Below are 25,497 nucleotides of genomic sequence, written 5' to 3' on the forward strand. Positions count from 1 at the left end.
AACTTCCGACAGGAGCCCTCAGCCATGGCCATCGAGGTCCGCATCCCGACCATCCTCCGCCAGTACACCGACGGCCAGAAGGCGGTGGAGGGCACCGGGGACACCCTCGCCAAGCTCTTCGCCGACCTCGAGACCCGGCACACGGGCATCCAGGCCCGCATCGTCGACGGCGAGCAGCTGCGCCGCTTCGTCAACGTCTACCTCAACGACGAGGACGTCCGCTTCCTGGACGGCATCGACACCAAGCTGTCCGACGGCGACAGCATCACGATCCTGCCGGCCGTCGCCGGCGGCATGGCCTGATCGCCGATGCGCTACGACTCCCCGCTGGCCGCGGTGGGCAACACCCCTCTGGTGCGCCTGCCGCGGCTGTCGCCGTCCGACGACGTCCGCATCTGGGCCAAGCTGGAGGACCGCAACCCGACCGGCTCGATCAAGGACCGCCCCGCGCTCCACATGATCGAGCAGGCCGAGAAGGACGGCCGTCTCACCAAGGGCTGCACCATCCTGGAGCCGACCAGCGGAAACACCGGCATCTCCCTGGCCATGGCCGCCCGGCTCAAGGGCTACCGCATCGTCTGCGTCATGCCCGAGAACACCTCCCAGGAACGCCGGGACCTGCTCACCATGTGGGGCGCGGAGATCATCTCCTCCCCGGCCGCGGGCGGCTCCAACACCGCCGTACGCGTCGCCAAGGAACTCTCCGCCGAACACCCGGACTGGGTGATGCTCTACCAGTACGGCAACCCGGACAACGCCGGCGCCCACTACGCCGGCACCGGCCCCGAGATCCTCACCGACCTGCCCTCGGTCACGCACTTCGTCGCGGGCCTCGGGACGACGGGGACGCTGATGGGCGTCGGCCGCTACCTGCGCGAGCACAAGCCGGACGTGAAGATCGTCGCCGCCGAACCGCGCTACGACGACCTGGTCTACGGCCTGCGCAACCTCGACGAGGGCTTCGTCCCCGAGCTGTACGACGCCTCCGTCCTCACCACCCGCTTCTCGGTGGGCTCCGCCGACGCGGTCACCCGCACCCGCGAGCTGCTCCAGCAGGAGGGCATCTTCGCGGGCGTCTCCACGGGCGCCGCCCTGCACGCCGCGATCGGCGTCGGGAAGAAGGCGGTCAAGGCGGGGGAGAGCGCCGACATCGTGTTCGTCGTCGCCGACGGCGGCTGGAAGTACCTGTCGACCGGCGTCTACACCGCCGAGACGACCGAGGCGGCCATCGCGACCCTCCACGGCCAGCTCTGGGCCTGACGGCTCCTCCCGGAAACCGCCCCGCGACGTACGCGTCGCGGGGCGCTTCAGTTTTCGGGCCCCCGCCCGCCGGGCCCGCCGGGCCCGTCCCGCCCGTCCGGGGGACGCCGCCCCCGGCGACGGGGCCGCCGGCCCCGGCCCCAGCCGTCGACGAGCGTCGCCACGAGCGCGAGCAGCACCACCGCCGCGAAGACGAGCCACCAGGACGTGTCCATACCGACGACGGTACCGGCGCACGCCGCAGCCGCGCGCCCCTTCTGCGGCCCCGCACTCCCCGCTTCCAGCCGAACCGGTGATCCCACAGGTGAGTTCGCCCACAACGGCCCCTGGTGGAGGAGCGACCGCAGGTTTTGCGCCTTACGCTCGACGGACCGCACGACCCCCCGTCTCTCCACACGCGCCAGCGGAGGTTTCTGCTTCATGAAGCTCACCGTCGTCGGCTGCTCGGGGTCGTTCCCGTCCGCGGAATCGGCCTGCTCGAGCTACCTCGTCGAGGCCGACGGCTTCCGGCTGCTCCTCGACATGGGCAACGGCGCCCTCGGCGAGCTGCAGCGCCACTGCGGTCTCTACGACCTCGACGCGATCTTCCTCAGCCATCTGCACGCCGACCACTGCATCGACATGTGCGGCTACTTCGTGGCCCGCTACTACCGGCACGACGGCGGCCGCTGCGCCCCGCTCCCGGTCTACGGACCCGAGGGCACCGAGCACCGGCTGACCACCGCCTACGCCGACACCCCGTCCGCCTCCTCCATGAGCGAGGTGTTCGACTTCCACACGGTCAAGCCGTCCACCTTCGAGGTCGGACCGTTCACCGTGCACACCGAGCGCGTCGCCCACCCCGTGGAGGCCTACGGCATCCGCGTCGAACACGGCGGCCGTTCACTGACGTACTCCGGGGACACGGGTGCCACCCCCGTGCTGGACGAACTCGCCCGCGACACCGACCTGTTCCTGTGCGAGGCCGCCTTCACGCACGGCAAGGAGAACATCCCCGACCTGCACCTCAACGGACGCGAGGCGGGACAGAGCGCCGCCCGGGCCGGCGCCCGGCGCCTGGTGCTCACCCACATCCCCCCGTGGACCGACCCCGCGGTCAACCTGGCCGACGCGCGCGAGGTGTACGACGGGAGGGTGGACGTCGCCGCCACGGGCGCGGTGTACCAGATCTGAGCCCGCGACGGCGCCGACGCGGCAGGAAGGCCCCGGAACCTTCGCGGTTCCGGGGCCTTCGTCACGCCGTACGGCCGGGGCTCACGCCTTGGTGAGGTCCTCGACCTCCTCCTCGGGCTCGCGGCCCGGGGTCTTCAGGTTGAACTTGACGATCGCGAAGCGGAACGTCACGTAGTAGATCGCCGCGAACACCAGACCGATCGGGATGATCAGCCATGGCTTGGTGGCGAGGTGCCAGTTCAGGGCGTAGTCGATGGCACCGGCCGAGAAGTTGAACCCGGCGTGCACACCCAGCCCCCACGTCACGGCCATCGACACGGCGGTCAGCACCGCGTGCAGCACGTACAGGACCGGCGCGATGAACATGAAGGAGAACTCGATCGGCTCGGTCACACCCGTGACGAACGAGGTCGCGGCCAGCGAGAGCATCATGCCGAGGACGGCCTTGCGGCGCTCCGGGCGGGCGGTGTGCGCCATGGCCAGGGCGGCGGCCGGCAGGCCGAACATCATGATCGGGAAGAAGCCCGACTGGAAGATGCCGGCGGACGGGTCGCCGGCCAGGAAGCGGGTGATGTCGCCGTGCACGACGTCACCGGCGGAGTTGGTGAAGTCGCCGAGCTGGAACCAGGCCACCGTGTTCACGAACTGGTGCATGCCGACCGGGATCAGCGCGCGGTTCACACCGCCGAAGAGGGCCGCGCCACCGGAGCCGAGGCCGGTCATCCACTCACCGAAGTTCGAGATGCCGTCGCCGATGGGCTCCCAGACCAGACCGAAGAAGACACCCACGATGATGCCGACGAAGGCCATGATGATCGGCACCAGCCGGCGGCCGTTGAAGAAGCCGAGCCAGTCCACCAGCTTCTTGCGGTGGTACCGCTGCCACAGCACGGCGGCGAGCAGACCCATGATGATGCCGCCGAGCACACCCGGGTCGTTGTAGGTCGCGGCGACGTCCTCGCCGTTCTGGACCACCGCCTCGGTGACCGGGAAGGCCTCGAGCACCTTGCTGTAGACGAGGAAGCCGACCACCGCGGCCAGCGCGGTCGAGCCGTCGGCCTTCTTGGCGAAGCCGATGGCCACGCCTATGCAGAACAGGATCGGCAGCGAGCCGGTGAGGGCACCGCCCGCGTTGTTGAAGACGGCGGCGACCTTGTCCCAGCCGAGGCCGTCCGCGCCGAAGATGTCCGGCTGACCGAGGCGGACCATGATGCCCGCCGCCGGAAGAACGGCGATCGGGAGCTGGAGGCTGCGTCCTACCTTCTGCAGCCCCTGGAAAAGACCGGATCCCCGCTTCTTTGCGGGGGCCGCCGTGTCGGTGGCGGTGCTCATGCTTCCTCCATCGGGTGGTGGTCTACACCACTCAGTGGTGTAGACCTGTTGTAGCACGATGAAGGCGGCGTAAGGAACCCGTGATTCCGCGACCGGACCGCTACGCGCAGTACCCGGTCAAGTCCCCTGCCGGCACACGTGCGAGGGCGTGGCGAAGGCCCCCGGACCGACGGTCCGGGGGCCTTCGCGAGACCACCCTCAAAGGGTACGTGAGGACGAAAGAGGTCTACACCGCTACACCTTGGTGACGTCCTCCACCTCTTCGTCGGGCTCCCGCCCCGGCGTCTTCAGGTCGAACTTCGTGATCGCGAACCGGAAGACCACGTAGTACACCACCGCGAAACACAGCCCGATCGGAATGATCAGCCACGGCTTGGTCGCCAGGTTCCAGTTGATGACGTAGTCGATCAGCCCCGCCGAGAAGCTGAACCCGTCCTTCACTCCCAGCGCCCACGTCACCGCCATCGACACACCCGTCAGCACCGCGTGCGCCGCGTACAGCAGCGGCGCGATGAACAGGAACGAGTACTCAAGCGGCTCGGTGATCCCCGTCACGAACGACGTCAGCCCCACCGACAGCATCAGGCCGCCGACCTCCTTGCGCCGGTTCGGCTTCGCACAGTGCGTGATCGCCAGCGCCGCCGCCGGCAGCGCGAACATCATGATCGGGAAGAAGCCGGTCGTGAACTGCCCCGCGTCCGGGTCGCCCGCCAGGAACATGTTGATGTCGCCGTGCACCACCGTGCCGTCCGGCTTCGTGTACGAACCGAACTGGAACCACATCGGCACGTTCAGGAACTGATGCAGACCGATCACCAGCAACGCCCGGTTCGCCAGCCCGAACACACCCGCGCCCCACGCGCCGATCCCGGTCATCCAGTCACTGAAACTCTCCAGCGCGTCACCGATCGGCGGCCACACCCACAGGCACAGCGCCGCGAACACGATCGCCACGAACGCCATGATGATCGGCACCAGCCGGCGGCCGTTGAAGAAGCCCAGCCAGTCCACCAGCCTCGTCCGGTGGAAACGCTGCCAGAAGTACGCCGTCAGCAACCCCATCACGATGCCGCCGAACACCCCCGGATTCTGGAAGACGAACGCGGTCACCTCGCCCGAACCGTCGGTCACCTGGCAACCGACCTGCGGGACCACCTTCGACCCCTCCGGACAGTCCTCCGGAAACTGCCGCAGCACGTTGTAGTAGACGAGGAACCCCGCCACCGCCGCGAGCGCCGTCGAACCGTCCGCCTTCTTCGCCATCCCGATGGCCACGCCCACACAGAACAGCAGCGGCAGCCCCAGCGAACCGTCGAGCAGCGCGCCGCCCGCGCCCGTCATCACCTTCGAGACGTTCGTCCAGCCCAGACCGTCGTCCCCGAACACGTCCGGCTGCCCCAGCCGGTTGAGAATGCCGGCGGCGGGCAGGACCGCGATGGGCAACTGAAGGGAGCGACCCATCTTCTGCAACCCTTGGAACGCGGTGTTCCAGCGGGCGCGAGCGGGGCTGACCGCGTTGTCGGCACTCATCCGGTCTCCATCCGGTCGCCGGTACACTGGTGTAGACCAGTTGACAGACGGCACCGCCGTCGTGACGCCATCATTCGCGAAAGACCGCACGATGGCTCGCGAAGATGGGCCAACTGTGGGTTACTGCGACAAAGCGGTACGGATCAGGGAGAACGAACATGGCGAGCAAGGCTGAGAAGATCGTCGCCGGTCTCGGCGGCATCGACAACATCGACGAGGTCGAAGGCTGCATCACCCGCCTCCGCACCGAGGTCCACGACGCTTCCAAGGTCGACGAAGCCGCCCTCAAGGCCGCCGGAGCCCACGGCGTCGTCAAGATGGGCAACGCCATCCAGGTCGTCATCGGCACCGACGCCGACCCGATCGCCGCGGACATCGAAGACATGATGTGAGCCACCGGCTCACCGGCAAGGGGCCTTTCCCACTCCGGGACAGGCCCCTTCCCCATGGGCCGCTAGGCTCACCCGCATGTCACGAATCGACGGCCGCACCCCCCAGCAGCTCCGCCCCGTCACCATCGAACGCGGCTGGAGCAAGCACGCCGAAGGCTCCGTCCTCGTCTCCTTCGGCGACACCAAGGTCCTCTGCAACGCCTCGGTCACCGAAGGCGTCCCGCGCTGGCGCAAGGGCAGCGGCGAAGGCTGGGTCACCGCCGAGTACGCCATGCTCCCCCGCGCCACCAACACCCGCGGCGACCGCGAGTCCGTCAAGGGCCGCATCGGCGGCCGCACCCACGAGATCAGCCGCCTCATCGGCCGGTCCCTGCGCGCCGTCATCGACTACAAGGCACTCGGCGAGAACACCGTCGTCCTGGACTGCGACGTCCTCCAGGCCGACGGCGGCACCCGCACCGCCGCCATCACCGGCGCCTACGTCGCCCTCGCCGACGCCATCGGCTGGGCCCAGGGCCGGAAGCTGATCAAGGCCAACCGCAAGCCCCTCACCGGCACCGTCTCCGCCGTCTCCGTCGGCATCGTCGACGGCACCCCGCTCCTCGACCTGCGCTACGAGGAAGACGTCCGCGCCGACACCGACATGAACGTCGTCTGCACCGGCGACGGCCGCTTCGTCGAGGTCCAGGGCACCGCCGAGGCCGAGCCCTTCGCCCGCGAGGAACTCAACACCCTGCTCGACCTCGCCACCGCCGGCTGCACGGAACTCGCCGAACTCCAGCGCAAGGCACTCGACGCGGTCCTCGAAAGGTAAAGCGAGTAAAGGGAACGCCAATCGCAGGCAACTGGGCCGCCCGCGGGCGCGTCCCTAGCAGTACAGCACCACGGGCGTACGGCAGACCCTGCCGTACGCCCGACGCCGCACCGCACACGGGCCGCCCGGCCCTGTCCCAAGGGGAGGACCGAGACCCATGGCCGCGAGCCGCCACCGCCGCCTTCGCCGCACCGCCACCGCCGTCGCCACCGTGGCGACCATCGCCCTGACGGCCGGCCTCACCACCGGCTGCGACGCCGTCGACAAGGCGCTCGACTGCGTACGCACCGCCGACGCGATAGCCGACAGCGTCACCGAACTCCAGCAGGCCGTGGAGAACGCGGACGACCCCACCCAGTGGGAGGAGTCCCTCAACTCCATCGACAAGAACCTGGACAAGATCGGCGACCAGACCGACAACACCGACGTCAACAAGGCCGTCGACGACCTCGGCAAGGCCGTCGACAACGTCCGCACCTCGGTCGAGAACGGCGACGAGACCCCCGACCTCAGCCCCGTCACCGACGCGGCGGGTGAACTCACCAAGGTCTGCACACCGTAGGGAGGGCTCGGCGGGGCCGGGCGGGGGGTCCGGAATACTGACCCCCATGACCCGCCTCATCCTCGCCACCCGCAACGCCGGCAAGATCACCGAACTGAGGGCCATCCTCGCCGACGCGGGCCTGCCCCACGACCTCGTCGGCGCGGACGCCTACCCGGAGATCCCCGACGTCAAGGAAACCGGCGTCACCTTCGCCGAGAACGCCCTCCTCAAGGCCCACGCCCTCGCCCGGGCCACCGGCCTGCCCGCCGTCGCCGACGACTCCGGCCTCTGCGTCGACGTCCTGAACGGCGCCCCGGGCATCTTCTCCGCCCGCTGGGCCGGCCGCCACGGCGACGACAAGGCCAACCTCGACCTGCTCCTGGCCCAGATCGCCGACATCACCGACGCCCACCGGGGCGCCCACTTCGCCTGCGCGGCGGCTCTCGCCCTCCCCGACGGCACGGAACGAGTCGTCGAGGGCCAACTCCGAGGCACCCTCCGCCACGCCCCCGCCGGCACGAACGGCTTCGGCTACGACCCGATCCTCCAGCCGGACGGCGACACCCGCACCTGCGCGGAACTGACGGCGGCCGAGAAGAACGCGATCAGCCACCGCGGCAAGGCGTTCCGGGCCCTGGTGCCGGTGGTGCGGGAGCTGTTGGACTGACTCAAGAATGAGGGCCCTGTACCTACGAATCGTAGGTACAGGGCCCTGTGCGCCCGGTCGGATTCGAACCGACAAACACAACCACCTAAAGATTGCCGCTCGGCCAGTTGGCGTACGGGCGCTCGACCGGGCCTACTTTACTGGGCAGAGTATGCCGCCGTCGGCCGCCTCGGCACCAGGTGGCAGTGGCGGCGTGGCAGTTGGGGCACAGTAACCGCAGGTTCTCCTGTCGATCGTCGCTCCAGTCCCCGTTGACGTGGTCCACTTCCAGAGTCATGGGCTTGCCGAGCCATTCGGGGTCTGTACCGCACTCGTCGCATTTGTTGGGTACGCCAACTGCGCGTAGCGCCCGACGCAGCAATGCGGTCTTCGTTCGGCGTTCGCCGATGTGCTTGACCAAGATGTCCTCAGGCTGTCTGAGCGGTGTGGCCGTGCTGGGCCTGCCCCGTTGGTGCGCCTGCCCCAAGAAGTGCGCTGTCGAAAGATGGTCGTCAGCGATCCATCGACGCAACAGGGCGCGTTGCGCACCGCTGTCGGGACGCCCCAGTCGACGGAGCACACTCGCGATCGAAACGGATTCGGCGACTGCGGCACGCAGCTCCTCACCAGAAGGCCGGACCTGGCTAGTGGCAGGGGCCAAATGCGAGATGTCGATTCCGTAGTGGGTGAACCTCTTCGCGAGGTACCCCCGCAGCCTGCCCGACGGCTGAGCGCCGAAGAAGTTGATCACTTCATCGAGATCGGAGCACTGCTCGGCTGCCTCTGCGAGTCGCTCACGCGTGTAGCGCACGCCACTGCTCATCGGTGTGCACGCCCCTTGCCACGTCCTCGGTAAGTGTCCGTGATCGAGTGACAGTTCGGGCACAGGAGTCGAAGGTTCTCGATGCGGTTGTTGCGCCAGTCGCCGTCTACGTGGTCGACCTCCAAGGGGATCGGGTGTCCGTGCCACATGCCGTCGTTACCGCAGAGCGCGCACCTCTCGGATGCGCCCACGGCCGCCATCGCCCACTTGATGCGATCACTGGGGATTCGCCTCGCTTCGCCGGGCGTCTGCTCGACGAGCAAGCCTTCAGGCGTCCGGGGGCGCCAGGGCTTCCCCTTCCGGGTCGGCATCTGGAAGTGCGAGATGTCGATGTCGTAGGCCTTGATACGTCGGCTGATGTGCGTGTGGTGTCCACCGACCACTTCCAGTCCGAGATGTCGGAGTACCTCGCACATGTTCGTCGAAGCTGTGGCTGCCTCTTGGAGAACCTCCCGGGTCCACTTCACTCCCTCACGCTGGAAGTGGGAGGTGTCGACCTCCAGCCTCTTCATCCGCCCCAGGACGTACCGCCGAGTCGAACTCTTCGGATCCACCCCCAACCGCACCAACGCCTCCGACAACGTCCGCGCGCCCCGAGCCGCCTCCTCCAGCCGCTCCCGGCTGTACGCGCTTGCCCCCATCGAACCCCTCCGTCCCCGGCCGCGTGTTCGCGGCTTCGTACGGAATAACGAACCGGTTATCGGACAGTCACGCACGGCATGCGGAAGGGCCCGTACCGGGTCTTGCCGATGCCGGTACGGGCCCCGCGGGGGGCCTCAGATGCCGAGGTCCTTGATGATCTTGGCCACGTGGCCCGTGGCGCGGACGTTGTACAGGGCGCGTTCGACCTTGCCCTGTTCGTCGACGACGATCGTGGAGCGGATGACGCCCATGTAGGTGCGGCCGTAGTTCTTCTTCTCGCCGAAGGCGCCGTACGCGTCGAGGACCTTCTTGTCCGGGTCGGCGAGGAGGGTGACCTTCAGGGACTCGGCCTCGCGGAACTTGGCCAGCTTCTCCGGCTTGTCGGGGGAGATGCCGATCACGTCGTACCCGGCGCCGGTCAGCAGCTCCAGGTTGTCCGTGAAGTCGCAGGCCTGCTTCGTGCAGCCGGGGGTAAGCGCGGCAGGGTAGAAGTACACGATGACCTTGCGGCCCTTGTGGTCGGACAGGGACACCTCGTTGCCGTCGGCGTCCGGGAGGGTGAAGGCGGGGGCCGGGTCCCCGGGCTGGAGTCGCTCGCTCATCGATCCAGCGTAACGGGGGGTCCTGACAGTGCGGAGAGGCGCCGAGCTGACAGACTGTCCGGGACAGCGTCAGAGCGGACTTCGGAGGCGTACGGTGGCGGACACGTCGGACATCAGGACCCCGGCGCAGATCGAGGCGGACATCAAGCGCCGCCGCGAGGTGCTGGCCGAGACGCTCGACGAGCTCGGGATGCGGGTGCACCCGAAGACGATCGTCGACGATGCGAAGGCCAAGGTCGCCTCCAGCGTCGATCACACGCTGGGCCGGGCCTACGTCCAGGTCAATCGGGTGGTCAGTGATGTGAAGGCGCAGTTCGTGGACGAGGAGGGCGCCCCGCGGATGGAGCGGGTCGTGCCCGTCGCGCTGGTGGTGGTCGGGGTCGTGGGGCTGCTCGCGTTCGGCGGCACCCGGCGGCGCGGGCGCTGAGCGGGGGCAGGTAGGTTCGGGGCGTGAGCGCCAAGAGAAACGAGCACGGTCCCCAGGACGACAAGCTGCCCATCCGGATGCTGCACGACCGCGTGCTCGTGCGGCAGGACACCGGTGAGGGCGAGCGGCGTTCCGGGGGCGGCATCCTGATCCCCGCGACGGCGGCCGTCGGCAAGCGGCTGGCCTGGGCCGAGGTGGTCGCGGTCGGGCAGAACGTACGGACCGTGGAGCCGGGCGACCGGGTGCTGTACGACCCGGAGGACCGTGCCGAGGTCGAGGTGCGGGGTGTGGGCTACGTGCTCATGCGCGAGCGTGATCTGCACGCCGTGGCGGCGGACCGGTTCGAGGGGTCGGAGGACTCCACCGGGCTGTATCTGTAAGCAGCGGGGCTGCAAGGAGGAAAGGGCCTGGTGACCGGTGTCACCAGGCCCTTTTCCCCGTTTTTGCTATCGTGGGAAGCACCCCGACGAGACGCGCCGTACCGGGCTGAAGGCAAAGACGACGCACCACCGTTCAGTTCGTTCACGGAGGTGTCGGTCGTGGCGTGGGTTCTGTTGTTCGTCGCCGGTCTGCTCGAGGTCGGCTGGTCGATCGGGATGAAGTACACCGACGGTTTCACCCGGCTGTGGCCCAGTGTGTTCACGGGTGCCGGGATCGTCGCGAGCATGATGCTGCTGTCGTACGCGGCGCGGACGCTGCCCATCGGTACCGCCTACGGCGTGTGGGTGGGCATCGGCGCGGCCGGGGCGGCGGTGCTCGGCATGGTGGTGCTGGGGGAGCCCGCGACCGCCGCCCGGATCTTCTTCATCTGTCTGCTGCTGGTCGCCGTCGTGGGCCTGAAGGCGACCTCCGGTCACTGACGCCTGGGTGTGACGGGGATGCCGGGGAAACCGGTGTTCGAGTCCCCGCCGCCCGCGCCCTCGGTGTCTCCGTCGCCCGGCCCCGTGCCGCCGTTCGAGGAGTCGTCGCCCCCGCCGTCGCCGCCGCCCGTGGGGCCGGGCTCGGTGCTGGGGCCACCGGTGGTGGGAGTGCCGCCGCCGGTGGACGGGGGGTCGGACTCGGTGCCGCCGTCGTCACCGGGCGCGGTGCTGCCGCCCGCGGAGTCGCCGGGGGTCTCGGAGCCGGAGCCGTCCTCGTCGGCGTCGCCCGGTCCCTCGGAGGCGTCGCTGCTGCCGCTCTCGTCACCGTCGCCCGGTTCGTCCGAGGCGTCGCTGCTCGGGGGCGCGGTGACGTCGGCGCCGTCCTGGAGCTGGAGGTCGAAGTCGGTGACCGGTTCGCCCTTGAGGGCGTTGCGGGTGTACTGGCTCCAGATCTCGGCGGGGGCGCCGCCGCCGTTGATACGGGCGAGGCCCATGGCGCCGTACAGGGGCTTGTGGGCGGCGGTCTTCGGGTCCTGGCCCATGACGGCGACGACGGTGGCCAGGTCGGGGGTGTAGCCGGCGAACCAGGCGGCGGTGTCCTCCTCGGCGGTGCCGGTCTTGGCCGCGGCGGGGCGCCCGGCGGCCTGGGCGGCGGTGGCGGTGCCGTTCTGGACGACGCTGCGCAGGACGGACGTGGTGGTGTCGGCGGACTCGCGGCTGACGGCCTGGTGCTCGCGCCGCTCGGGCAGCTCGACCTGCTGCTTGCCGTCCTTCATGACCTTCTCGACCAGCGTGTAGGTGCTGTGCCTGCCGTGGTTGGCGAGGGTCGCGTAGGCCTCGGCCATGTCGAGGGGGCTGGCGGTGGCGACGCCGAGGGCGATGGAGGGGGAGGGGGTCAGCTCGGGGGTGTCGGGGGAGAGCCCGAGGTCGATCGCGGTCTGCTTGACCTTGTCGGAGCCGACGTCGACGGCCATCTGGGCGTACACGGCGTTGATGGACTTGTCGGTGGCCTCGCGGACGGTGACGTGGCCGTAGTCGCGGTGGTCCTCGTTCTCCGGGGCGTAGCGGCCGCCGCTCCAGCCCTGGACGGGGCGTTCGCTGGTGCCGTCGTAGCGGGTGTTGGGGTTGATGACCTGGCCGCTCTGCGTCTCGGAGTGGTTCTCGACGGCGGACGTGAACACGAAGGGCTTGAAGGTGGAGCCGACCTGGAAGTCGCGGCGGACGGCGTTGGGCGTGTACTGCTTGACGTAGTCGATGCCGTTGTACATCGCGACGACCTTGCCGGTCTTCGGGTCGACGGAGGCGCCGCCGGCGCGGACGTAGCTGTCGACCTTGCGTTCCTTCTTGTCCAGCTGGGACATCAGCTTGTCGTCGACGGCCTTGACGAAGGCGTCCTGCTTGTCCTTCTGGAGGGTGGTGGTGATGCGGTAGCCGCCGCGGCCGAGTTCCTCCTCGTCGACGATGTCGTTCTCGATCAGGTACTTCTTGACGATGTTGACGACGTAGCCGCGCTGTCCGGACATGTTGGTGGAGATGGTGGACTGCTTGGGCTTGGGGAACTTCGCGGCGGCGCGGTCGGCGGCGCTGAGCCAGCCCTTGTCGACCATGCCGTTCATGACGTAGTTCCAGCGGGCCTCGGCGGCGGGCCTGTTCTCGGGGTGGGCGACGACGTCGTACTGGCTGGGGGCGTTGAGCAGGGAGGCGAGGTAGGCGCCCTGGGCGGCGGTGAGGTCCTTGGCGTCGACGCCGAAGTAGGCCTGGGCGGCGGACTGGATGCCGTAGGCGCCGCGGCCGAAGAAGCTGGTGTTGAGGTAGCCCTCGAGGATCTCGCTCTTGCTCTTCTCCCGGTCGAGCTTGATCGCGATGAAGAACTCCTTCACCTTGCGGGTGACGGTCTGGTCCTGGGCCAGGTAGTAGTTCTTGACGTACTGCTGGGTGATGGTGGAGCCGGACTGCTTGCCCTTGCCGGTGGCGGTGTTCCAGCCGGCCCGGACCATCGCCATCGGGTCGATGGCGGACTCGCTGTAGAAGTCGCGGTCCTCGGCGGCGAGGACGGCGTGCTGGGCGTCCTTGGAGATCCGGGCGAGGCCGACGCTCTCGCGGTTGACCTCGCCGTCGCGGGCGAGGACGCTGCCGTCGGCGTACAGGTAGACGTTGGACTGCTTGGTGGCGAGCGCGTTGGCGGCGGGGATCTGCACGAGGTGGTAGCCGAGGAAGAAGCCGCCGACGATCAGCAGCAGGCCGATGACGACGGTGCTCAGCACGATGCGCCAGGTCGGGATCAGCCGGCGCCATCCGGTGCGCCCCGGCCGCTTGGGCTTCTTCGCCTTCCCGGGTTCTGCGGGGGCTCCGGGCGCCGCCTGTGCCCCCGTCCGCCCCTCGCCGGCCGCCTGGGGCTCTCTCGGGGCCCAGCCCTGGTTCGGCGGCTGCGGCTGCGGCTCGTCGCTCATCTCGTGCACGGACTCCTGTTTCGGCTTCTGCTTCGCTTCGTACGGTTTTCGGAACGTCTGAGTTTCTTCTGGTGAAGACTCTCGCACCGCGGGTTCCGTTCCCACTCGACGGCACACCCGTGAAATTCCGTGGCAGGGGCCCCCGGGGGCGCATTAGGCTCCTGCGCTTTGGTGCCGGTCGGAAGGGGAGGGCTGTGAGTGCGGGCTCGGGGCGGTTGTACCTGGCCGTCGCGGCGGGAGGATTCCGACGGTACGCGACGTATCGGGCGGCCACCGCCGCCGGGGTGTTCACCAACACGGTCTTCGGTTTGATCCTGGTTTACACCTATCTGGCCCTGTGGGACGAGAAACCGCAGCTCGGAGGATACGACCAGGCGCAGGCCGTGACGTTCGTGTGGCTGGGGCAGGCGCTGCTGGCGGCGCTGGCGATCGGGGGCGGCGGGTTCGAGGACGAGTTGATGGAGCGCATCCGTACGGGTGATGTCGCCGTCGATCTGTACCGTCCGGCGGATCTTCAGCTGTGGTGGCTGGCGGCGGACGTGGGGCGGGCGGTGTTCCAGTTGCTGGGCCGCGGGGTGGTGCCGTTCGTGTTCGGGTCGCTGTTCTTCCCGGTGGCGCTGCCGCGGGAGGTGTCCGTGTGGGCGGCGTTCCTGGTGACGGTGGTGCTGGCGATGGTGGTGGGTTTCGCGCTGCGCTATCTGGTGGCGCTGTCGGCGTTCTGGCTGCTCGACGGCACCGGCGTGACGCAGATGGCGTGGCTGGCGGGGCTGTTCTGCTCGGGGATGCTGCTGCCGCTGAACGTGTTCCCGGGCGCGCTCGGCGACGTGGTGCGGGCGCTGCCGTGGTCGTCGCTGCTCCAGGGCCCGGCGGACGTGCTGCTGGGGGAGGCGGATCCGCTGGGGACGTATCTGTTCCAGGCGTCCTGGGCGGTGGCGCTGCTGGCGCTGGGGCGGCTGGTGCAGTCGGCGGCGACGCGACGGGTGGTGGTCCAGGGTGGCTGAGACGGCCGAGGCGGCCGAGGCGGCCGAGGCGGCCGAGGCGACCGAGGTGGCCGAGGTGGCGGGGACGGGGGTACGGCGCGGGCGCGTCGTCGAGGGGGTGCGCGTGTACGGGCTGATCGCCGGGATGTGGATCAGGTCGACGATGGCGTACCGGACGTCCTTCGTGCTGACGGCGTTCGGGAACTTCGCGATGACCGCGCTGGACTTCGTGGCGATCCTGCTGATGTTCTCCCGGGTGGACGCGCTGGGCGGCTACTCGCTGCCCGAGGTGGCGTTCCTGTACGGGCTGTCGGGGGTGTCGTTCGGGCTGGCCGACCTGGCGATCGGCTCCATGGAGCGGCTGGGCCGCCGGGTGCGCGACGGCACGCTGGACACGCTGCTGGTGCGTCCGGCGCCGGTGCTGGCGCAGGTGGCGGCGGACCGGTTCGCGCTGCGCCGTCTGGGCCGGGTGGTGCAGGGACTGCTGGTGCTCGGGTACGCGCTGGTGGTCGTCGACATCGACTGGACGGCGGCGAAGGTGCTGCTGCTGCCGGTGGCGCTGATCAGCGGGGCGGGGATCTTCTGCGCGGTGTTCGTGGCGGCGGGGGCGTTCCAGTTCGCGGCGCAGGACGCCTCGGAGGTGGCCAACGCCTTCACCTACGGCGGTACGACGATGCTGCAGTACCCGCCGACCGTGTTCGCGCTCGACCTGGTGCGCGGGGCGACGTTCGTGCTGCCGCTGGCGTTCGTGAACTGGCTGCCGGCGAGCTATGTGCTGGGGCGGCCGTATCCGCTGGACCTGCCCGGGTGGGTGGCGTTCACGCCGCCGCTCGCGGCCGCGGCCTGCTGTGCGCTGGCGGGGCTGGCCTGGCGGGCGGGCCTGCGTTCTTACCGGAGTACGGGGAGCTGAGGGAGCTGAGGGACCCGATGGAGACGGCGGAGACGACGGAGACGGAGACGGAGACCGTGACGGAGCCGGAGGCAGGCGTCGCGGCCTTCATCGAGCTGGACGGCGTCGAGAAGGTCTTCGACGTGCGCAAGAAGACCGGTTTCATGAAGCGGGAGCGGCGGCAGGTGCGGGCGGTGGACGGGCTGTCGTTCACGGTGTCGCGCGGCGAGATGGTCGGCTACATCGGCCCGAACGGGGCGGGGAAGTCGACGACGATCAAGATGCTCACCGGCATCCTGACGCCGAGCGGCGGCCGGCTGCGGGTGGCGGGCATCGACCCGTCCCGGGAGCGGATCCGGCTGGCGCACCGCATCGGGGTGGTGTTCGGGCAGCGGACGACGCTGTGGTGGGACCTGCCGCTGATCGACTCCTACCGGCTGATGCACCGCATGTACCGCATCCCGGACGCCCGTTACCGCGAGAACCTGGACCGCTGTGTCGAACTCCTCCAGCTCCAGGAGCTGCTCGACGTGCCGGTGCGGCAACTCTCCCTGGGCCAGCGGATGCGCGGCGACATCGCGGCGGCGCTGCTGCACGACCCGGAGGTGCTGTACCTGGACGAGCCGACGATCGGCCTGGACGTGGTGTCCAAGGCCAAGGTGCGGGGTTTCCTGCGGGACTTGAACGCCGAGCGCGGCACGACGGTGCTGCTGACCACGCACGATCTCCAGGACATCGAGCAGCTCTGCTCGCGCGTGATGGTCATCGACCACGGGCGGCTGATGTACGACGGCCCGCTGGAGGGGCTGCACGAGGCGGGGGAGAGCGAACGCACCCTGGTGGTGGACCTGGAGCGGGAGTTGCCGCCGATCGAGGCGCCGGAGCCGGCCCGGGTGGTGCGGGTGGAGGGGCCGCGGCAGTGGCTGGCGTTCCCGGCGTCGGCGTCGGCGGCCGGGCTGGTGGCGGGGATCGCGGCCCGGTATCCGCTGGTGGACCTGTCGGTGCGGGAGCCGGACATCGAGTCGGTGATCGCGAAGATGTACGCGGAACGCGCGGGCGCGTAGTGTCCCGCGCGGTGACCTCGTAGGCTGCTGTACATGACCGACGACGCCCCGGAACTCCGCGCCTCCGACGCCGACCGTGAACGAGTCGCCGAGGTCCTGCGCGACGCCCTCGCCGAGGGGCGCCTGGACATGGCCGAGTTCGAGGAGCGGCTGGACGCCACCTACAGCGCGCGGACGTACGGGGACCTGGCGCCGATCACCCGGGACCTGCCGGTCGGCGAGGTGGCCGCGGCGCCGCGGGTGTCGATGACCAAGGAGCCCGAGCGGGACGGGGGCTGGGCGGGGCGGATCACCGGCGGCGAGGGCTCGTCGACCTGGGCGGTCGCCGTGATGTCCGGCTTCCAGCGCAAGGGGCGCTGGACGGTGCCGAGGCGGTTCAATTCGTTCGCGTTCTGGGGCGGCGGGGAGATCGACCTGCGCGAGGCGGACTTCGCGGCGGGCGAGATCGTGCTCAACTGCGTCGCGATCATGGGCGGGGTGAACGTGGTGGTGCCGCCGGGCGTCGAGGTGGTCGTGCGCGGCATCGGCATCATGGGCGGCTTCGACCACAGCGAGGAGGGTGTCCCCGGGGACCGGGGCGCCCCGCGCGTGATCGTGACGGGCTTCGCCTTCTGGGGCGGAGTCGGCGTCGAGCGCAAGGTGACGCGGGCCGAGCGGCAGCGGCTGAAGGAGGAGCGCCGCCAGGAGAAGCTGGAGCGCCGCCAGGAGAAGGAGCGGCAGCGGCTGGAGCGCGGCTCGGGCCGGCCGGAGCTGGACGCCTCCCGCCACGACGGCCACGACAGCCACGGCCTGGACGGTCTGCACGACCTGCACGGCGGCAGCCGCGAGCGGGAGCTGGAACGCGAGCGCGAGCGGCGCCGGGACACCTGAGCGCCGCCCCCCGCGCCCCGGCCGGTCCGCTACGCCTTGACCGGTGCCGCGCCCTTCAGCGTGGCCAGGTCGATGACCTGGCCCATGCGCGCGTACCCCTTGTCGCCGGGGTGCAGGTGGTCGCCGCTGTCGTAGTCGGAGCGCATCCGGCGCGGGTCGTAGGGGTCGCGCAGGGCCTTGTCGAAGTCGACGACGGCGTCGAAGATTCGGCCGGAGCGGATCTCCTCGTTGATCTCCTGCCGCATCGCCTCGCGGGCCTCGGTGTAGCCGCCGTAGCCGCCGAACGGCGTGATCGTGGCACCGACGACCCGCAGCCCCCGGGCGTGCGCCTGGTCGACGAGGGTGCGCAGGCCGGTGAGGACGGCGTCGCGGTCGGCGAGTTCCGGGCTGTGCAGGATGTCGTTGACGCCGAGGACGACGACGACGGCCTTGACGTTGGTGCGTTCCAGCACGTCCCGCTGGAACCGGCTCAGTCCGCTCGGGTTGTCGGCCGGCCGCCCCGGCCTGCTGGTCAGGAGCCGGTTGCCGCTGATGCCCTCGTTGACGACGCTGTAGCGGGGCGTGTTCCGGCCGTCGGCCGCCGCCTCGTGCAGGCGTGCGGCGAGGACGTCGGTCCAGCGGTGGTTGGCGTCGCTCTCGGAGCGGGCGCCGTCGGTGATGGAGTCGCCGAACGCCACGACCGTGCCGTCGGCCTCGTGGCTCAGCACGTCGAGGGCGGTCAGGTAGCGCCAGTACGGCGTGGGGGTGGTGTACGCGACGGCGGTGACGTCCGCCGTGCGGTCGCCGTCGGCCAGGTAGCTGGTCTGCTGGGCCTGCGGGTGGTAGGTCACCGGCCCGGACGGGATGGGCGAGTACGTGGTGACCAGGACGTTCGCCCCGTAGGGGATGGCGATGCGGGCGGTGTCGCTCATCACCTGGCCGCCCGCCGGGATGATCACCCGGGCGCTGCCGCCGAAGGTGAGCCGGCGCATGGTGTCGGCGATCGCGGCCGCCGTGTCGGGCCCCGCCGCCAGCGCGATCGAGGCGTGGGTGACGGTCAGCGGCGACTGCCCGTACAGGTTCGACAGGGTGATCCGCGCGCTGGTGCCGCCGACCGAGGTGTGCACGACGTTGCGCACGGAGCGGCCCGCCATGCCGGTCGTCTCGGTGCCCGGCTCGGCCGCGGCCGGTGCGGTGGCCCAGGCGCCCACCCAGGCACCCGTGGACGCGGGGGCGGCGTCACCTCGCGGGAGACGGCCTCCGGCCTGCAGCGCGTGGTCCCTGGTGCCGTCGTCCGCGGACGCTCCGGCGTATATGGCCGCGGAGATCGCCACTATCAGGGTGACGATCGCCGCGAGCAGGGCACGGTGCTTGGTGGGGGGCGCCCCCGCACCCCCGTCACGACCCCGGGTCATGCTGTGCTGTTCTCCTCGGGCGAGGGGAGCCCCGAGGCTCCGGTCCGATGAACCCATGATGCGTCATGGGCGGAGGAAAGGCCGCAGAAGCCGCGGGCGTTCCCCCTCCCGGACAGACGCCGGGAACTTGTGTTCCGTTCCGGGAGTCGGTCAGGAAGGGACAATGTGTGAGGGACGTATCAGCGAACGGTGGAGCGGATGGAACGCACGAAGGCGGAACTTCCCGAAGGCGCGGGGGCTACGGGTGGTTCCGGGGGCGGGGGCGGGGGTGCGGTGCGCGACCGCGCGATGACGTCCTTCAGCCCCGCCGACGAGGTCAAGCGCCGCGGCGTGCGGCGGATGAAGCTCACCGCCACCGGCCTGCTGCTCTTCGTCGCCCTGGTCTACGTCCTGGCCGAGTGGGCCTCGCACCGGGGCGCGGGCGCCTGGGCGGGCTATGTGTCGGCCGCCGCCGAGGCCGGCATGGTCGGCGCGCTCGCCGACTGGTTCGCGGTCACCGCCCTCTTCCGCCACCCGCTCGGCATCCCCATCCCGCACACCGCGATCATCCCGAAGAAGAAGGACCAGCTGGGCGTCTCGCTGGGCGAGTTCGTCGGGGAGAACTTCCTCTCCGAGGCCGTCGTGCGCCAGCGGCTGCGCGCCGCCGGCATCGGCAGCCGCCTCGGCGCCTGGCTCGCCGTGCCCGAACACGCCGACCGGGTGACGGCCGAGCTGTCCGCGGCCCTGCGCGGGGCCCTGACCGTGCTGCGCGACTCCGACGTCCAGGCCGTGGTCGGCGAGGCGATCACGCGCCGGGCCGACGCCCAGGAGATCGCCCCCGGCATCGGCAAGATGCTGGACCGGGTCGTCTCCGACGGCGGTCACAAGCGCGCCGTCGACCTGATCGTCTCCCGCGCCCACGACTGGCTGATCCTGCACGGCGACTCCGTGATGGACGCCGTACAGGGCGGGGCGCCCGGCTGGACCCCCCGGTTCGTCGACCGGAAGATCGGCGACCGGGTCTACAAGGAGCTGCTGCGCTTCGTCACCGAGATGCGCGACATGCCCGCCCACCCGGCGCGCGGCGCCCTCGACCGCTTCCTCACCGACTTCGCCGCCGACCTCCAGTCCGACACGGAGACCCGCGCGCGGGTGGAGCGGCTGAAGACCGAGGTGCTGGGCCGCGGCGAGGTCCAGGACCTGATCGCGTCCGCCTGGACGGCCGTCCGGTCCATGATCGTCTCGGCGGCGGAGGACGAGCGCAGCGAGCTGCGGCTCAGGGTGCGCGCCTCGCTGCTCTCCCTGGGTGCCCGGATGGCCTCCGACGCCAAGGTGCAGGCCAAGGTCGACGGCTGGGTGGAGGGCGCCGCGGTGTACGTGGTGACCACCTACCGCAAGGAGATCACCTCGCTGATCACCGACACCGTGGCGGGCTGGGACGCCGAGCACACCACGAAGAAGATCGAGGCGAACATCGGCCGCGACCTCCAGTTCATCCGCATCAACGGCACGGTGGTCGGCTCACTGGCCGGGCTGCTGATCTACACGGTCTCCCGCATTCTGGGGGCGTAGCCCCGGCCCCCGCGGGCACCCCTCACGCCATGACAGGAGACTCGCCGGACTCGCCGGACCCGCCGGACTCGCCGGACCCGCCGGACCCGCCGGACCCGCCGGAGCGGCCGGACCCGTCGGGCCCGGTGCCCGCCTCCACGGGGACCGTCACCACGGCCGTCCCGGCCCGCCTGGACCGGCTGCCCTGGTCGCGCTGGCACTGGATGATCGTGATCGGCCTGGGCACCGTCTGGATCCTCGACGGCCTGGAAGTCACGATCGTCGGCAACGTCGCCGGACGCATCGCCGAGGACGGCAGCGGCCTGGACATCGGCTCCGCCCAGATCACCGGCCTGGCCGCCGCCCTGTACGTGGCCGGGGCCTGCTCCGGCGCCCTGTTCTTCGGCTGGCTGACCGACCGGCACGGCCGCAAGAAGCTGTTCATGATCACGCTGGTGGTCTATCTGGCGGCCACCGCGCTGACCGCGGTCTCCTTCGAGTCCTGGTGGTTCTTCCTCTTCCGCTTCCTCACCGGCTTCGGCATCGGCGGCGAGTACGCGGCGATCAACTCCGCGATCGACGAGCTGATCCCCTCCCACTACCGGGGCCGGGTCGACCTCATCATCAACGGCAGCTACTGGCTCGGCGCGATCGGCGGCGCCCTGCTGTCCATCGTCATGCTGGACACCGACATCTTCGCCAAGGACGTCGGCTGGCGGCTCAGCTTCGCCCTCGGTGTGGTCCTGGGCCTGGTGGTGCTGCTGGTGCGGCGGCACGTCCCGGAGAGCCCGCGCTGGCAGTTCATCCACGGCCAGGGCGAGAAGGCGGACGCCCTCGTCTCCTCGGTCGAACGGGAGATCGAGCGGGAGAAGGGCGAGAAGCTGCCGCCGCCGGCCGGTGAGATCACCATCCACCAGCGCAAGTCCATCGGCTTCGGCCTGATCGCCAAGACCGTCTTCGGCCGCTACCCGCGCCGCGCGGTCCTCGGCCTGTCCCTCTTCATCGGCCAGGCCTTCCTGTACAACGCGATCACCTTCGGCTTCGGCACCATCCTCATCACCTTCTTCGACGTGCCGACCGGCAGCACCGGCTACTACTTCGCCGTCATCGCCGCGGGCAACTTCTGCGGCCCCCTGGTGCTCGGCCACCTCTTCGACACCGTCGGCCGCCGGATCATGATCTCCAGCACCTATCTGCTCTCCGGCGTCCTGCTCTTCGGCACCGCCTGGCTCTTCGACCGGGGCTCGCTCACGGCGACGACCATGACGGCCTGCTGGTGCGTGGTGCTGTTCTTCGCCTCGGCCGGAGCCTCCAGCGCCTACCTGACGGTCTCCGAGATCTTCCCGATGGAGACCCGCGCCATGGCCATCGCCTTCTTCTACGCCCTCGGCACCGCCGCCGGCGGCATCAGCGGCCCGCTGCTCTTCGCCGACCTGACCGAGTCCGGCGTGGTCGGCGACACGGTCCTGGCCTTCCAGATCGGCGCCGGGCTGATGTGCGCGGCCGGTCTGGTCGCGGCGTTCCTGGCGGTGAAGGCGGAGCGCCGCTCGCTGGAGGACATCGCGGAGCCGCTGTCGACGGCGGCACCGGACGCGCCGGGAACGCCGGACCCCGGCGCGAAGACCGCGTAGCGTCACGCACGCCGGCCCGATGGGGCACCGACGTCGAGGAGACCCGATGAGCATCCGCAGAATCGTCCCCAACATCCATGTCGAGGCCGAGGGCCAGTGGAACACGAGCCGCGAGTTCTACGGCCTGCTCGGATTCGAGGAGGTCATGGACATGGGCTGGGTGACGACCCTGGCCTCCCCGTCCAACCCCACCGCCCAGATCAGCCTCTTCACCGAGGAGCGCACGGCGCCCGTCGTCCCCGACCTGAGCGTGGAGGTCGAGGACGTCGACGCGGTCTACGCCCAGGTGGTCGCGTCGGGCGCGGAGATCGTCCGGGAGCCGCAGGACGAGGAGTGGGGCGTACGGCGCTTCTTCGTACGGGACCCGAACGGCCGGGTGATCAACGTACTCACCCACCACGCCTGACCGGTGCCACCGGGCTCAGGAGCGCCGGTCGGCGACCGCCCACGAGGCCAGCGCCACGGCGCCCGCGACCCCGAACACGGCGGGCCAGGCGCCCACCTTCTTGGCCAGCGGGTGCGACCCCGCGAAACCGGCGACGTAGGCCGCCGTCAGCGCACCCGCGGCCTTCCCGCCGGCCCGGGTCCGCCACTGCTGCGCGGCGGCGGCCCCGGCGACGGCGAGCACGGCCCCGCCGAGCTGCCGCTTCTTCGTCCAGCGGGCCACGCCGTACCCGCCCACCAGGCCACCCGCGGCGACCACCGCGCTGGGAACCCTCGCCATCTCTGCCTCCTGCCCCGCCGGACCCGTTCCGGCGCACCGACTTGTCGAAACCGAGGCTAATCCCCGCCCCTTTCGGCCGAACACCGAGCCCTGACCGCGACACTTTCCGGGTATCCGCTCCGTTGGGGGGACGAGCACCCGGAGGAGAACGATGACCGCGCAGCGCCCCCGCACCTACGACCCGCCCCGCCCCCGGACGGTCACCGTGGACGGCGCCCGCGTCGCCTGCTGGGAGTCGGGGCCACCCGACGCCGAACCGGTGGTCCTCCTGCACGGCTACCCCGCCGACCACCGGTGCTGGCGCCACCAGGTCCCGCCCCTGTCGGCCCGGCACCGGGTCATCACCCCGGACCTCCTCGGCTGGGGCGCCTCCGACCGCCCCCTGCACCTGTCCTTCGACTACGACACGGAGGTCGCCCGGGTCGGCCGGCTCCTCGACGCACTGGACCTGGACTCGGTGAACCTGGTCGGCCACGACTACGGCGGCTTCCTCTCGCTCGGCTTCACCCAGCACTATCCGGGCCGGGTGCGCAGGCTGGCGCTCCTCAACACGCGCGCGCACGGCACCTTCACCCGCCGCTGGTACGCCGTGTTCAGCCTGACCGGCCTCGTCGGACGCAGCCCCCTGCTCAGCCGCCCGGCACGGCACCTGCCGTACGCCGCCCTGCACCGCCGTTTCCTCGCGCCGCTCGTGCGCGCCGGCCATCTCGACGCCCACGTCCTGGACGGCTACCTCGACTGGATGGCCGCGCCCGAGGGCCGCCGCTGGCTGCTCCACTACTTCGGCCAGTACCGCACCCCGGCCCGCCCCGGGCTGCGCCGGGGGCTGTCCGGCATCACCTGCCCGACGGCCGTCGTCTGGGGCCGCGCGGACCCGTACCTGAGCCCGGCGATCGCGACCGAGCTGGCCGGGTCGGTGCCCCGCGCCGAGCTGACGATGCTGGACGACGCGGGCCACTGGGTGATGGACGAACGCCCGGCCGCCGTGACCCGGGCACTGGGCCGACTGCTGGAACGCACGACTGCGAACGGGTGAGACGCAGGTCACAAGTGGACCGTGACCCGGCCTGTCACATCGCCCCGCCGGCGTCCGTCGTAGCTGTGTACGACCGACGGAACAACGATGAGGGAGTCCACCATGGAAGCGCGTCTCAACCTGTTCACCAACCCGCTCGCCGGCAAGCTGCTGCGGCACATCAACTCCGCCGGCAAGGCCGTCACCGACTCGGCGCTGCCGGCCGCGACCCAGGAACTGGTCAAGATCCGCGCCAGCCAGATCAACGGCTGCGGCGCCTGTCTCGACATGCACACCAAGGACGCCGCGAAGGCGGGGGAGACCTCGCTGCGCCTCAACCTGATCGCCGCCTGGCGGGAAGCCAAGGTGTTCACCGACGCGGAGCGCGCCGCCCTCGAACTGACCGAGCAGGGCACCCGCCTCGCCGACGCCTCCGGCGGCGTCACCGACGAGGCCTGGGCGAACGCGGCGAAGCACTACGACGAGGAGCAGCTCACCGCCCTGGTCGGGCTGATCGCCGTCATCAACACCTACAACCGCCTGAACGTCATCATCCAGCAGCCGGCCGGCGACTACGAGCCGGGGATGTTCGGCTGAAGCCGGCACCCCTCGGCCGTCGTCCCGGCGCCTGCGCGGCCGTCGTCCCGCCTGCCCGCCCGGTCCCGTCGCCCGCCGCTCAGCCGGCGTGCAGCAGGACCGGGAGCCGCTGGTGGCCGTTGCTGATCAGGGAGGGCACGGGCGGCAGCTCCTCGGCCGGAGCGGCGAGGCGGACGTCCGGGAAGCGGCCGAAGAGACTCTCCAGCGCGAGGGTCACCTCCATGCGGGCCAGCGGTGCGCCCAGGCAGAAGTGGACGCCGTGGCCGAAGGCCAGGTGCTCCTTGACGGTGCGGGTCGCGTCGAAGGTGTCGGCGTCCTCGTGCCAGTCCGGATGGCGGTTGGCGGCGGCGTACGAGGCGAGGATCGGCTCCCCGCGGGCGATGGTCCGCCCGTCCGGCAGGGCGATGTCGGTGACCGCGTACCGCAGCGGCAGATGCTTGACCGCCGGTTCGTGGCGCAGCGTCTCCTCCACCACGTCCGCCCAGGTGACCTCGCCCTTGCGGACCAGCGCGAGCTGGTCGGGGCGGGTCAGCAGGGTGTGCACCGCCTGGTCGATGACGTTGACGGTGGTCTCGTACCCGGCACTGATCATCAGCAGCAGGGTGTCGCGCAGCTCGTCGGGGGAGAGGCGGGCGCCGTCCTCGTCGTCGCGTGCGGCGATGAGCAGGGACGTCGTGTCGTCGCCCGGGTCGGCGGACTTGGTCGCGATGAGCTGGTCCAGGACCTCGTACAGGCGCGCGGTGTTGGCGTGTGCCTCGGCCTGGTCCAGGGTGGTGTCGAAGACGCCGTCCACGACGGCCCGGAAGTCCGGCCGCTGCTCCTCGGGCACGCCCATGAGGTGCCCGATCACCGCTATGGGCAGCGGGTAGGCCAGCTCCTGCCGCAGGTCCACCGGCTCACCGGCGGGCAGTTGCGCGAGCCGGTCGACGAGACCGGTCACCATCGCCTCGACGGCCGGCCGCATCGCGTCGACGCGACGGGCGCTGAAGGCGGGCGCCACCAGCCGGCGCAGCTTGCGGTGATCGGGCCCGTACGCGGTGAACATGTTCTCCACCGCCACCCACAGGGCCAGCGGCCAGGTGCCGACGACCTCGCCGAAGGCGGGCCAGTGCGCCCGGGCGTCCTTGGAGACGTCGGGGCTGGTGAGCAGTCGCTTGAGGAGGGCGGGGTCGCTGACCGACCAGGCCTGCACCCCGAGGACGTCCACCCAGGTGGCCGGGCCGCCCTCCCGCAGGGTGCGGTGCTCGGCGTGGTGGTCGGCGCCGGTGGGGTCGAGGACGAGGGCGGGCTGCTGGGTCGCCATGGCCT

At 70.6% G+C, this 25,497-nt stretch carries 28 protein-coding genes, 1 tRNA gene and 1 riboswitch; of the genes, 19 read left to right on the forward strand and 10 right to left on the reverse strand.

Going from position 1 to position 25,497, the window contains the following annotated elements:
* Positions 1-24 precede the first annotated feature (24 nt).
* Both ACH4D3_RS06025 and ACH4D3_RS06030 read left to right on the forward strand, forming a co-directional pair.
* Positions 25-303: a MoaD/ThiS family protein gene (locus ACH4D3_RS06025; RefSeq protein ID WP_398316859.1), complete on the forward strand. Its 279-nt coding sequence runs from the start codon at positions 25-27 to the stop codon at positions 301-303.
* Positions 304-309: 6 nt separating this feature from the next.
* Positions 310-1,260 (forward strand): PLP-dependent cysteine synthase family protein, encoded by a 951-nt coding sequence (locus ACH4D3_RS06030; RefSeq protein WP_398316862.1) that lies wholly within the window; start codon positions 310-312, stop codon positions 1,258-1,260.
* Between the two features lie 47 nt (positions 1,261-1,307).
* Here ACH4D3_RS06030 and ACH4D3_RS06035 read toward each other — a convergent pair whose 3' ends face one another.
* Positions 1,308-1,475 (reverse strand): hypothetical protein, encoded by a 168-nt coding sequence (locus ACH4D3_RS06035; protein WP_398318968.1) that lies wholly within the window; start codon positions 1,473-1,475, stop codon positions 1,308-1,310.
* 205 nt (positions 1,476-1,680) lie between these two features.
* Between ACH4D3_RS06035 and ACH4D3_RS06040 the strand changes: the two genes are divergently transcribed.
* Positions 1,681-2,433, forward strand: coding sequence for an MBL fold metallo-hydrolase (locus tag ACH4D3_RS06040; RefSeq protein WP_398316864.1), 753 nt, complete (start codon positions 1,681-1,683; stop codon positions 2,431-2,433).
* 81 nt (positions 2,434-2,514) lie between these two features.
* On the opposite strand, the gene ACH4D3_RS06045 is transcribed toward ACH4D3_RS06040, so the two are convergent.
* Together ACH4D3_RS06045 and ACH4D3_RS06050 are read right to left on the reverse strand one after the other, a co-directional pair.
* A complete protein-coding gene (locus tag ACH4D3_RS06045) occupies positions 2,515-3,765 on the reverse strand; it encodes a PTS transporter subunit EIIC (RefSeq protein WP_398316867.1) in 1,251 nt (416 codons plus the stop codon).
* A 234-nt stretch (positions 3,766-3,999) separates the two neighbouring features.
* On the reverse strand, positions 4,000-5,295 hold the full coding sequence (locus ACH4D3_RS06050; RefSeq protein ID WP_398318875.1) for a PTS transporter subunit EIIC: 1,296 nt from the start codon (positions 5,293-5,295) through the stop codon (positions 4,000-4,002).
* Between the two features lie 158 nt (positions 5,296-5,453).
* Between ACH4D3_RS06050 and ACH4D3_RS06055 the strand changes: the two genes are divergently transcribed.
* The 4 genes from ACH4D3_RS06055 to rdgB all read left to right on the forward strand — a co-directional run bounded on the left by ACH4D3_RS06055 (position 5,454) and on the right by rdgB (position 7,712).
* Entirely contained in the window at positions 5,454-5,687 is a 234-nt protein-coding gene (locus ACH4D3_RS06055; protein WP_398316870.1) for a glucose PTS transporter subunit EIIB, read from the forward strand.
* A 76-nt stretch (positions 5,688-5,763) separates the two neighbouring features.
* Positions 5,764-6,501 carry a ribonuclease PH gene (gene rph, locus ACH4D3_RS06060; RefSeq protein WP_398316873.1) on the forward strand — a complete coding sequence of 246 codons (738 nt, stop codon included), beginning with the start codon at positions 5,764-5,766 and terminating at the stop codon, positions 6,499-6,501.
* A gap of 157 nt (positions 6,502-6,658) precedes the next feature.
* Positions 6,659-7,063, forward strand: a complete 405-nt coding sequence (locus tag ACH4D3_RS06065; protein WP_159328831.1) for a hypothetical protein — start codon at positions 6,659-6,661, stop codon at positions 7,061-7,063.
* A gap of 46 nt (positions 7,064-7,109) precedes the next feature.
* Positions 7,110-7,712 (forward strand): RdgB/HAM1 family non-canonical purine NTP pyrophosphatase, encoded by a 603-nt coding sequence (rdgB, locus tag ACH4D3_RS06070; protein ID WP_398316876.1) that lies wholly within the window; start codon positions 7,110-7,112, stop codon positions 7,710-7,712.
* A 48-nt stretch (positions 7,713-7,760) separates the two neighbouring features.
* Here the strand turns inward: rdgB and ACH4D3_RS06075 are convergent.
* The 3 genes from ACH4D3_RS06075 to bcp form a co-directional block, all read right to left on the reverse strand.
* Positions 7,761-7,834, reverse strand: a tRNA-Leu gene (locus ACH4D3_RS06075).
* A gap of 676 nt (positions 7,835-8,510) precedes the next feature.
* A complete protein-coding gene (locus ACH4D3_RS06080) occupies positions 8,511-9,155 on the reverse strand; it encodes an HNH endonuclease signature motif containing protein (protein WP_398316879.1) in 645 nt (214 codons plus the stop codon).
* Positions 9,156-9,290: 135 nt separating this feature from the next.
* Positions 9,291-9,758 carry a thioredoxin-dependent thiol peroxidase gene (bcp, locus tag ACH4D3_RS06085; RefSeq protein ID WP_319231873.1) on the reverse strand — a complete coding sequence of 156 codons (468 nt, stop codon included), beginning with the start codon at positions 9,756-9,758 and terminating at the stop codon, positions 9,291-9,293.
* Between the two features lie 94 nt (positions 9,759-9,852).
* Between bcp and ACH4D3_RS06090 the strand changes: the two genes are divergently transcribed.
* From ACH4D3_RS06090 to ACH4D3_RS06100, 3 genes are all read left to right on the forward strand, one after another.
* Positions 9,853-10,185 carry a DUF3618 domain-containing protein gene (locus ACH4D3_RS06090; RefSeq protein ID WP_356858505.1) on the forward strand — a complete coding sequence of 111 codons (333 nt, stop codon included), beginning with the start codon at positions 9,853-9,855 and terminating at the stop codon, positions 10,183-10,185.
* A gap of 23 nt (positions 10,186-10,208) precedes the next feature.
* On the forward strand, positions 10,209-10,565 hold the full coding sequence (locus ACH4D3_RS06095; RefSeq protein ID WP_003975911.1) for a co-chaperone GroES: 357 nt from the start codon (positions 10,209-10,211) through the stop codon (positions 10,563-10,565).
* Between the two features lie 60 nt (positions 10,566-10,625).
* Positions 10,626-10,693, forward strand: a riboswitch (guanidine-III (ykkC-III) riboswitch).
* Positions 10,694-10,724: 31 nt separating this feature from the next.
* Positions 10,725-11,045 (forward strand): multidrug efflux SMR transporter, encoded by a 321-nt coding sequence (locus tag ACH4D3_RS06100; protein WP_003975912.1) that lies wholly within the window; start codon positions 10,725-10,727, stop codon positions 11,043-11,045.
* Here the strand turns inward: ACH4D3_RS06100 and ACH4D3_RS06105 are convergent.
* On the reverse strand, positions 11,039-13,495 hold the full coding sequence (locus tag ACH4D3_RS06105) for a transglycosylase domain-containing protein (protein ID WP_398316884.1): 2,457 nt from the start codon (positions 13,493-13,495) through the stop codon (positions 11,039-11,041). The two genes, ACH4D3_RS06100 and ACH4D3_RS06105, sit on opposite strands and share 7 nt — an antisense overlap.
* A 194-nt stretch (positions 13,496-13,689) precedes the next feature.
* On the opposite strand from ACH4D3_RS06105, the gene ACH4D3_RS06110 reads away from it, so the two are divergent.
* From ACH4D3_RS06110 to ACH4D3_RS06125, 4 genes are read left to right on the forward strand one after another with little or no spacing between them, the layout of a single operon-like run.
* Positions 13,690-14,496 carry an ABC transporter permease gene (locus ACH4D3_RS06110; RefSeq protein ID WP_398316887.1) on the forward strand — a complete coding sequence of 269 codons (807 nt, stop codon included), beginning with the start codon at positions 13,690-13,692 and terminating at the stop codon, positions 14,494-14,496.
* 46 nt (positions 14,497-14,542) lie between these two features.
* The gene (locus ACH4D3_RS06115; RefSeq protein WP_398318878.1) at positions 14,543-15,385 is read left to right on the forward strand and encodes an ABC transporter permease; all 843 of its coding nucleotides are present in this window, start codon (positions 14,543-14,545) and stop codon (positions 15,383-15,385) included.
* Between the two features lie 17 nt (positions 15,386-15,402).
* Entirely contained in the window at positions 15,403-16,428 is a 1,026-nt protein-coding gene (locus tag ACH4D3_RS06120) for an ATP-binding cassette domain-containing protein (protein ID WP_398316890.1), read from the forward strand.
* Between the two features lie 33 nt (positions 16,429-16,461).
* Complete coding sequence (locus ACH4D3_RS06125) at positions 16,462-17,298, forward strand: DUF1707 domain-containing protein (protein ID WP_398316893.1); 837 nt, start codon at positions 16,462-16,464, stop codon at positions 17,296-17,298.
* Positions 17,299-17,327: 29 nt separating this feature from the next.
* On the opposite strand, the gene ACH4D3_RS06130 is transcribed toward ACH4D3_RS06125, so the two are convergent.
* On the reverse strand, positions 17,328-18,692 hold the full coding sequence (locus tag ACH4D3_RS06130) for an SGNH/GDSL hydrolase family protein (RefSeq protein ID WP_398316896.1): 1,365 nt from the start codon (positions 18,690-18,692) through the stop codon (positions 17,328-17,330).
* 198 nt (positions 18,693-18,890) lie between these two features.
* On the opposite strand from ACH4D3_RS06130, the gene ACH4D3_RS06135 reads away from it, so the two are divergent.
* The 3 genes from ACH4D3_RS06135 to ACH4D3_RS06145 are packed head-to-tail and all read left to right on the forward strand — an operon-like array spanning position 18,891 to position 22,259.
* Complete coding sequence (locus tag ACH4D3_RS06135; protein WP_398316899.1) at positions 18,891-20,243, forward strand: DUF445 domain-containing protein; 1,353 nt, start codon at positions 18,891-18,893, stop codon at positions 20,241-20,243.
* A gap of 29 nt (positions 20,244-20,272) precedes the next feature.
* On the forward strand, positions 20,273-21,853 hold the full coding sequence (locus ACH4D3_RS06140; RefSeq protein ID WP_398316902.1) for an MFS transporter: 1,581 nt from the start codon (positions 20,273-20,275) through the stop codon (positions 21,851-21,853).
* A 46-nt stretch (positions 21,854-21,899) separates the two neighbouring features.
* The gene (locus ACH4D3_RS06145; protein WP_003975921.1) at positions 21,900-22,259 is read left to right on the forward strand and encodes a VOC family protein; all 360 of its coding nucleotides are present in this window, start codon (positions 21,900-21,902) and stop codon (positions 22,257-22,259) included.
* A 15-nt stretch (positions 22,260-22,274) separates the two neighbouring features.
* Here ACH4D3_RS06145 and ACH4D3_RS06150 read toward each other — a convergent pair whose 3' ends face one another.
* Positions 22,275-22,577: a hypothetical protein gene (locus tag ACH4D3_RS06150; protein ID WP_398316905.1), complete on the reverse strand. Its 303-nt coding sequence runs from the start codon at positions 22,575-22,577 to the stop codon at positions 22,275-22,277.
* Between the two features lie 151 nt (positions 22,578-22,728).
* Here ACH4D3_RS06150 and ACH4D3_RS06155 point away from each other — a divergent pair, with 151 nt between their 5' ends.
* Both ACH4D3_RS06155 and ACH4D3_RS06160 read left to right on the forward strand, forming a co-directional pair.
* Positions 22,729-23,613, forward strand: a complete 885-nt coding sequence (locus ACH4D3_RS06155) for an alpha/beta fold hydrolase (RefSeq protein ID WP_398316908.1) — start codon at positions 22,729-22,731, stop codon at positions 23,611-23,613.
* A 102-nt stretch (positions 23,614-23,715) separates the two neighbouring features.
* Entirely contained in the window at positions 23,716-24,189 is a 474-nt protein-coding gene (locus ACH4D3_RS06160) for a carboxymuconolactone decarboxylase family protein (protein ID WP_398316911.1), read from the forward strand.
* Between the two features lie 79 nt (positions 24,190-24,268).
* On the opposite strand, the gene ACH4D3_RS06165 is transcribed toward ACH4D3_RS06160, so the two are convergent.
* Positions 24,269-25,492, reverse strand: a complete 1,224-nt coding sequence (locus ACH4D3_RS06165; RefSeq protein ID WP_398316914.1) for a cytochrome P450 — start codon at positions 25,490-25,492, stop codon at positions 24,269-24,271.
* Between the last annotated feature and the right edge of the window lie 5 nt (positions 25,493-25,497).

The sequence above is a fragment of the Streptomyces sp. NPDC018026 genome (genome assembly GCF_044327745.1).
GTDB lineage: Bacteria > Actinomycetota > Actinomycetes > Streptomycetales > Streptomycetaceae > Streptomyces > Streptomyces rubrogriseus.